Below are 6,945 nucleotides of genomic sequence, written 5' to 3' on the forward strand. Positions count from 1 at the left end.
CCAGGCGGCAGCGGCGCCAGCGGCCGTTCCAGCTGGGCCAGGCTCTCGATGCCGCACAGGCCGCAGCCGGTGCGACCGGCCAGCGCGCGGCGCCTTGCCTTCAGGCGTGCCATGCAGCGCGCGGCGATCTGCAGCTTCAAGGTGATGCCCTCGGGCGACTCGACCGCCTCCAGGCCGTGCAGCTCGCCGGGCGCGTCGAGCAGGCCCTCGCTCAAGGCGAAGCCGAGGGCGAAGTCCTCCAGGTCCAGCGGCGTCGCCAGCATCACCGCCTGCGCGACGCCGTTGAACTCGAGTGCCACCGGCCGCTCTTCGGCCACCCAGTCGGGTCCGTCGAAGGCGGCGCCGCCGCGCACGCCCGCGACCGTCCGCCGCTGGGCGCCGCCGGCGTGCAGCGGGCCGTCGGCCATCCTCATGGCTTCTTCGCGCCGGCGAGGGCCGGCTCGGCCTTGTGCCGTTCGGCGAGCAGGCGCTCCTGCACCTCGGTGAAGCGGCTGTAGGCCTTCTGCCAGCCCGAAGGCTGCATCACCGGCAGCACCTGCACCGCGGTCACCTTGTACTCGGGGCAGTTGGTGGCCCAGTCGGAGCTGTCGGTGGTGATGACGTTGGCGCCCGACTCGGGGAAGTGGAAGGTCGTGTAGACCACGCCGGCCTGCATGCGGTCGCTGACCTGCGCGCGCAGCACGGTCTGGCCCGAGCGGCTCTCGATGCCGACCCAGTCGCCGTCCCGGATGCCGCGCTCCTCGGCGTCGTGCGGGTGCAGCTCCAGCCGGTCCTCGCTGTGCCACTGGTTGTTCTCGGTGCGGCGCGTCTGCGCGCCGACGTTGTACTGCGACAGGATGCGCCCTGTCGTCAGCAGCAGCGGGAACCGGCGCGTGACCTTCTCGTCGGAGGCGACGTACTGCGTGATGAAGAACTTGCCCTTGCCGCGCACGAAGCGGTCGATGTGCATCGTCGGCGTGCCCTCGGGGGCCTCGTCGTTGCACGGCCACTGGATGCTGCCCAGACGGTCGAGCTTCTCGTAGCTGACGCCGGAGAAGGTGGGCGTCAGCGCGGCGATCTCGGCCATGATCTGCTCGGGGTGGGTGTAGTCCATCGGGTAGCCGAGCGCGTTCGACAGCTTCACCGTCACCTCCCAGTCGGCGAGGCCTGCCTTGGGCGGCATCACCTTGCGCACGCGCGAGATGCGGCGCTCGGCGTTGGTGAAGGTGCCGTCCTTCTCCAGGAAGGACGCGCCCGGCAGGAAGACGTGCGCGTACTTCGCGGTCTCGTTCAGGAACAGGTCCTGCACGACGATGCATTCCATGGAGGACAACGCATGCGCGACGTGCTGCGTGTCCGGGTCGGACTGCACGATGTCCTCGCCCTCGCAGTACAGGCCCATGAAGCTGCCCGACAGCGCGGCGTCGAACATGTTGGGGATGCGCAGGCCGGGTTCGGGCTGCAGCTCGACGTTCCAGGCGTTCTCGAACAGCGTCCGCGTGCTGCTGTCCGACACGTGGCGGTAGCCTGGCAACTCGTGCGGGAAGGAGCCGATGTCGCACGAACCCTGCACGTTGTTCTGGCCACGCAGCGGGTTCACGCCCACCCCCTCGCGGCCGACGTTGCCGGTGACCATCGCGAGGTTGGCGATGCCCATCACCATCGTCGAACCCTGGCTGTGCTCGGTCACGCCCAGGCCGTAGTAGATGGCGGCGTTGGGCCGCGTCCCGCGGGCCTGCAGCGTGGCAGCCGTGCCGTCGGATCTGCCGGTGGTGAACAGTCGGGCGGCGGCGCGCAGCTCGGTGGCCGGCACGCCGGTGACGACGGCGGTCGCCTCAGGGGAGTTGGCATCGCGCGACACGAACTCGCGCCACTCGCGGAAGGCCTTGTCCTCGCAGCGTTCGGCGATGTAGGCCTCGTCGAGCAGGCCCTCGGTGACGATCACGTGCGCCAGCGCGGTGATCACCGCGACGTTGGTGCCCGGACGCAGCTGAAGATGGTGGTCGGCCTTCACGTGCGGCGACTTCACCAGGTCGATCCTGCGCGGGTCGACGACGATCAGCTTCGCGCCTTCGCGCAGTCGCTTCTTCATGCGCGAGGCGAACACCGGGTGGCCGTCGGTCGGGTTGGCACCGATGACCATGATCACGTCCGACTTCTCCACCGACTTGAAGGTCTGCGTGCCGGCCGATTCGCCCAGCGTCTGCTTCAGGCCATAGCCGGTCGGCGAGTGGCACACGCGCGCGCAGGTGTCGACGTTGTTGTTGCCGAAGGCCGCGCGTACCAGCTTCTGCACCAGATAGCCTTCCTCGTTGGTGCAGCGCGAGGAGACGATGCCGCCGATCGCGTCGCGCCCGTACTTCGCCTGGATGCGCTTGAACTCGCTGGCGGCATAGCCGATCGCCTCGTCCCAGCTCACCTCCTGCCACGGGTCGGTGATGCTCTTGCGGATCATCGGCGTGGTGATGCGGTCCTTGTGGGTCGCGTAGCCCCAGGCGAAGCGGCCCTTGACGCAGGAGTGGCCTTCGTTGGCCTGGCCGTTCTTCCACGGCACCATGCGCACGACCTCGTTGCCCTTCATCTCGGCCTTGAAGCCGCAGCCGACGCCGCAGTAGGCACAGGTGGTGGTGACGCTGTGCTCGGCCTGGCCCAGCCAGATGACCGACTTCTCCTGCAGCGTGGCGGTCGGGCAGGCCTGCACGCAGGCGCCGCAGCTGACGCACTCGCTTTCCATGAAGGGCTGGTCCTGGCCCGCCGACACGCGCGACTCGAAGCCGCGGCCACTGATCGTCAGCGCGAAGGTGCCCTGGGTCTCCTCGCAGGCGCGCACGCAGCGGTTGCAGACGATGCACTTGCTCGGGTCGTAGGTGAAGTACGGGTTCGACTCGTCCTTCGCGCTCTTCAGGTGGTGGGCGCCGCCGTACTGGTCACCGACTCCGTAGCGGACCTCGCGCAGGCCGGTCACGCCGGCCATGTCCTGCAGCTCGCAGTCGCCGTTGGCGGCGCAGGTCAGGCAGTCGAGCGGGTGGTCGGAGATGTAGAGCTCCATCACCCCCTTGCGCAGCTCCTGCAGCTTCGGGCTCTGCGTGCGGACCTTCATGCCGGCCTCGGCCGGCGTGGTGCACGAGGCCGGGTAGCCGCGGCGGCCCTCGATCTCGACCAGGCACAGGCGGCACGAGCCGAAGGGCTCCAGGCTGTCGGTCGCGCACAGCTTGGGCACCTGCACGCCGGCGTCGATCGCCGCGCGCATCAGCGAGGTGCCGGCCGGCACGGTGACGGCCTGGCCGTCGATCTCGAGCGTGACGGCCTGCGTCGACGCGCTGGCCGGGGTGCCGTAGTCGATCTCGGCGTGGGGGTCGAGCATGGTGAGCTCCTCAGGCGGCCGCGCGGTCGGGTGTCGCGAGGCCGAAGTCTTCGGGGTAGTGGTCGAGCGCCGACAGCACCGGGTAGGGCGTCATGCCGCCCATCGCGCACAGGCTGCCGGCGAGCATCGTGTCGCACAGGTCGCGCAACAATTTCACCTGCGCCGGCCGGTTCACGTTGGCGGTGATGCGATCGATGACCTCCACGCCGCGTGTCGAGCCGATGCGGCAGGGCGTGCACTTGCCGCAGGACTCGATCGCGCAGAACTCCATCGCGTAGCGCGCCAGCTTCGCCATGTCGGCCGTGTCGTCGTGCACCACGATGCCGCCGTGGCCGACCACGCCACCGAAGGCGGCATAGGCCTCGTAGTCGAGCGGCACGTCCCACTTCGACTCGGGCACATAGGTGCCGAGCGGCCCGCCGACCTGCACTGCCTTGATCGGCCGGCCCGATGCGGTGCCGCCGCCGAAGTCGTACAGCAGCTCGCGCAGCGTCACGCCGAAGGCCTTCTCGACCAGGCCGCCGCGCTTCACGTTGCCGGCCAGCTGGATCGGCAGCGTGCCCATCGAGCGGCCGACGCCGTATTCGCGGTAGTGCGCCGCGCCGCGCGCCAGGATCAGAGGCACCGACGCGAAGCTGATCACGTTGTTGATGACGGTAGGCTGGCCGAACAGGCCTTCGATGGCCGGCAGCGGCGGCTTCGCGCGCACGATGCCGCGCTTGCCCTCCAGGCTTTCGAGCAGCGCCGTCTCCTCGCCGCACACGTAGGCGCCGGCGGCCTTGCGCACCTGCAGGTGGAAGGCGCGGCCCGAACCCAGCACGTCGCTGCCCAGGAAGCCGGCCGCCTCGGCGCGGGCGATCGCGTCGTTCAGCGTGGCGATCGCGTGCGGGTACTCGGAGCGCACGTAGACGTAGCCCCGGGTCGCGCCGACGGCCAGCGCGGCGATCGTCATGCCCTCGATCAGCATGTACGGATCGCCCTCCATCGTCATGCGGTCGGAATAGGTGCCCGAGTCGCCCTCGTCGGCATTGCAGACGATGTACTTCTGCGCCGACGGCGTGTTCATCACCGTCTTCCACTTGATGCCGGTCGGGAAAGCGGCGCCGCCGCGTCCGCGCAGGCCGGACTGCAGCACCTCGTCGACCACCGCCGCGTCGGGCATTGCCAGCGCGCGGCGCAGGCCGGCCCAGCCTTCGTGCGCCTCGTAGTCGGCGAGCGACAGCGGATCGGTGAGGCCCATGCGGGCGAAGCACAGGCGCTCCTGCTTCGCGAGGTAGGGGATCTGCTCGGTCGGCCCGTGGCCCAGTGCGTGCGGTGCGCCCTGCAGCAGGCCGGCGTCCAGGAGCCCCGGCACGTCCGCGGGCGTCACCGGGCCGTAGGCCACGCGGCCGGCGGACGTGCTCACCTCGACCAGCGGCTCCAGCCAGAACAGCCCGCGCGAGCCGTTGCGCACCAAGTTCAACGCCAGGCCACGCCGCGCGCACTCGGCCTGTAGCGTGGCGGCCACCGCATCGGCGCCGACCGCGAGCGCGGCCGAATCGCGCGGGACGCGCACGGTGATGGCGGTGCTCATCGCGCGGCCTCCTCGGCGTCTTCGTTTTCCAGCGCGCCGATCAGGCGATCGAACGCGGCCGGGCTGATGCGCGCGTGCAGGCGCTCGTCGATCACGATCGCCGGCGATGACGCGCAGAGCCCCAGGCAGAACACCGGCTCGAGCGTGTAGCGGCCATCGCTGCTGCTCGCGTGGCTGCGGCAACCGAGACGGCGCTCGGCGTGCGCCAGCAGCGCCTCGGCGCCCAGGGCCTGGCAGGCTCGGCGCGGCACACCTGGATCACGTGGCGGCCGGCCGGCTCGCCGCGGAAGTGGTGGTAGTAGGTGATGACGCCATGCACCTCGGCGCGCGACAGGTTCAACGCGCCGGCGATCTCGGGCACCACGTCGGCCGGGATGCAGCCCAGCTGATCCTGCACCTCGTGCAGGATCGGCAGCAGCGCGCCCGGCTCGTCGGCCCGGCGCGCGAGGACGGCGCGCACAGCCGCCAGCGACGTGCTCATCGCGCGGCCGCCCGAACGGCCGGGCGAGCGTTGCAGGAAGCTTTGGGGGAGGCTGTCATATGTTGTCTCCGGCATATGGATTCGAGAGCGTGCTTCACTGTATGGTGGGAGTTCCTGCGGTTCAATATGAGCCGTCAGGCCGAGCGCATATGCGCTGAAGCGCCGAAAGATCGCCATGCTCGAAGTCTCGATCCAGCCGCAATGGAGCATCCGCCGCACAGGCCAGCCCGAGCTGCCGCCACGGCTCATCCAGTTGCTCGGCCAGGTGCATGAGCACGGCAGCCTGCTGCGTGCCTGCGAGGTCAACGGTGGCTCCTACCGCCATGCCTGGCAGCAGCTGCGCGAGGCCGAAGCCGCGCTCGGGCAGGCGTTGATCCGCACTGAGCGTGGCCAGGGCTCGAAGCTCACTCTGCTGGCCGAGAAGCTGCTGTGGGCGGACCGCCGCATCGCCGCGAGGCTGTCGCCGATGCTGCACACGCTGGCCTCCGAACTGGAAGTCGAACTGGGCCGGGTGGTCAGCCCGGAGGGGGCGATGCTGCGCATCCACGCCAGCCACGGCTTCGCGATCGAAAAGCTCGACGAGTTCCTGCGCGCCGACCAGGTGCCGGTCGAACTGAAGTACTGCGGGAGCCAGGAGGCCGTGGCGTCGCTGGCTGCCGGCAGTTGCGACGTGGCGGGCTTCCACATGCCGCTCGGCGCCTTCGCGCCGGTGGCGCTGGCCCATTACGCGCGCTGGTTCAAGCCGCGCGAGCAGGCGGTGGTGCACGTGGCCACGCGCAAGCAGGGCTGATGGTCGCGCCGGGCAACCCCAGGAAGCTCTACACGCCGGCCGATCTGGTGCGGCCCGGCGTGCGCTTCATCAACCGGCAGCCGGCCTCCGGGACCCGCTTCCTGCTCGACCTGATGCTGCAGCGCGACGGGGTCGACGCCCGGCGCATCGACGGTTACGAGCGCGTCGAGTACACGCACGCCGCCGTCGCGGCCTACGTGGCCAGTGGCATGGCCGACGTCGGCTTCGGCGTGGAGCCGCCGGCCCGGCGCTTCGGACTGGAGTTCATTCCGCTCGAGACGGAGCGCTACCTGCTGCTGTGCGACGCGCAGGCGCTGCAGGGGCCGCGGCTCGGGCAGATGCTGCTGTTGCTCCGCAGCGAGGCGTTCCGTGCAGCGGTCGACCAGCTGCCGGGCTACGACGGGCAGGGCATCGGCGCGGTCGTCGAGGTCGACGCGCTGCTCAAGGGGCCGAAACGTCGGCGACCGTGATCAGGCCGGCCGGCGGTAACCGCGCCCGAAGCCGGCCACGACACGTCGGCCGTTCGGGCCGGCGAGCCAGTTCACCAGCAGCTTGCCGCCGGGGTGGTTGACGCGGAACGAGCGCATCACGTGGTAGCTCACCTGCAGGCGCGGGTCGCCTTCGACCAGTACCGCCAGCCCGCTGCCGGCGCCCAGCGCCGACCACAGGCCGCGCTCGACGAAGGCGTAGCCGCCGGTGTCGCGCGCCAGGGTCAGCACGGCGGTGGGTCCGGGTCCGGCGGCGCGCAACCAGGGGCC

General features: G+C 70.5%; 3 protein-coding genes and 3 pseudogenes. 1 reads left to right on the forward strand and 5 read right to left on the reverse strand.

Features of this window, described 5'->3' with window-relative positions; translation table 11 throughout:
* From x551_RS16595 to x551_RS16610, 4 genes and pseudogenes are all read right to left on the reverse strand, one after another.
* The coding region (locus x551_RS16595) for a formate dehydrogenase accessory sulfurtransferase FdhD (RefSeq protein WP_036249621.1) at positions 1 to 413 on the reverse strand (413 nt) is incomplete at its 3' end.
* Positions 410 to 3,343 (reverse strand): formate dehydrogenase subunit alpha, encoded by a 2,934-nt coding sequence (gene fdhF / locus x551_RS16600; protein WP_036230952.1) that lies wholly within the window; start codon positions 3,341 to 3,343, stop codon positions 410 to 412. The genes fdhF and x551_RS16595, both read right to left, overlap by 4 nt.
* Before the next feature lie 10 nt (positions 3,344 to 3,353).
* Entirely contained in the window at positions 3,354 to 4,916 is a 1,563-nt protein-coding gene (locus x551_RS16605) for a formate dehydrogenase beta subunit (protein ID WP_036249615.1), read from the reverse strand.
* Positions 4,913 to 5,397 (reverse strand): annotated as a pseudogene (locus x551_RS16610) (formate dehydrogenase subunit gamma). The gene x551_RS16605 and the pseudogene x551_RS16610 overlap by 4 nt, the downstream one beginning before the upstream one ends.
* Before the next feature lie 532 nt (positions 5,398 to 5,929).
* Here x551_RS16610 and x551_RS16615 point away from each other — a divergent pair.
* A pseudogene (locus x551_RS16615) lies at positions 5,930 to 6,657 on the forward strand (substrate-binding domain-containing protein).
* Here x551_RS16615 and x551_RS16620 read toward each other — a convergent pair.
* Positions 6,658 to 6,945, reverse strand: a pseudogene (locus x551_RS16620) (hypothetical protein); the annotation flags it as partial. It lies immediately after the preceding pseudogene.

Source organism: Methylibium sp. T29 (assembly GCF_000576205.1).
Classification (GTDB): domain Bacteria; phylum Pseudomonadota; class Gammaproteobacteria; order Burkholderiales; family Burkholderiaceae_C; genus Methylibium; species Methylibium petroleiphilum.

Excerpts from the sequence above, each read along its gene's own strand:
- fdhF (WP_036230952.1), bottom strand. The coding sequence starts at position 3,343 with ATGCTCGACCCCCACGCCGAGATCGACTACGGCACCCCGGCCAGCGCG.
- x551_RS16605 (WP_036249615.1), bottom strand. The coding sequence starts at position 4,916 with ATGAGCACCGCCATCACCGTGCGCGTCCCGCGCGATTCGGCCGCGCTC.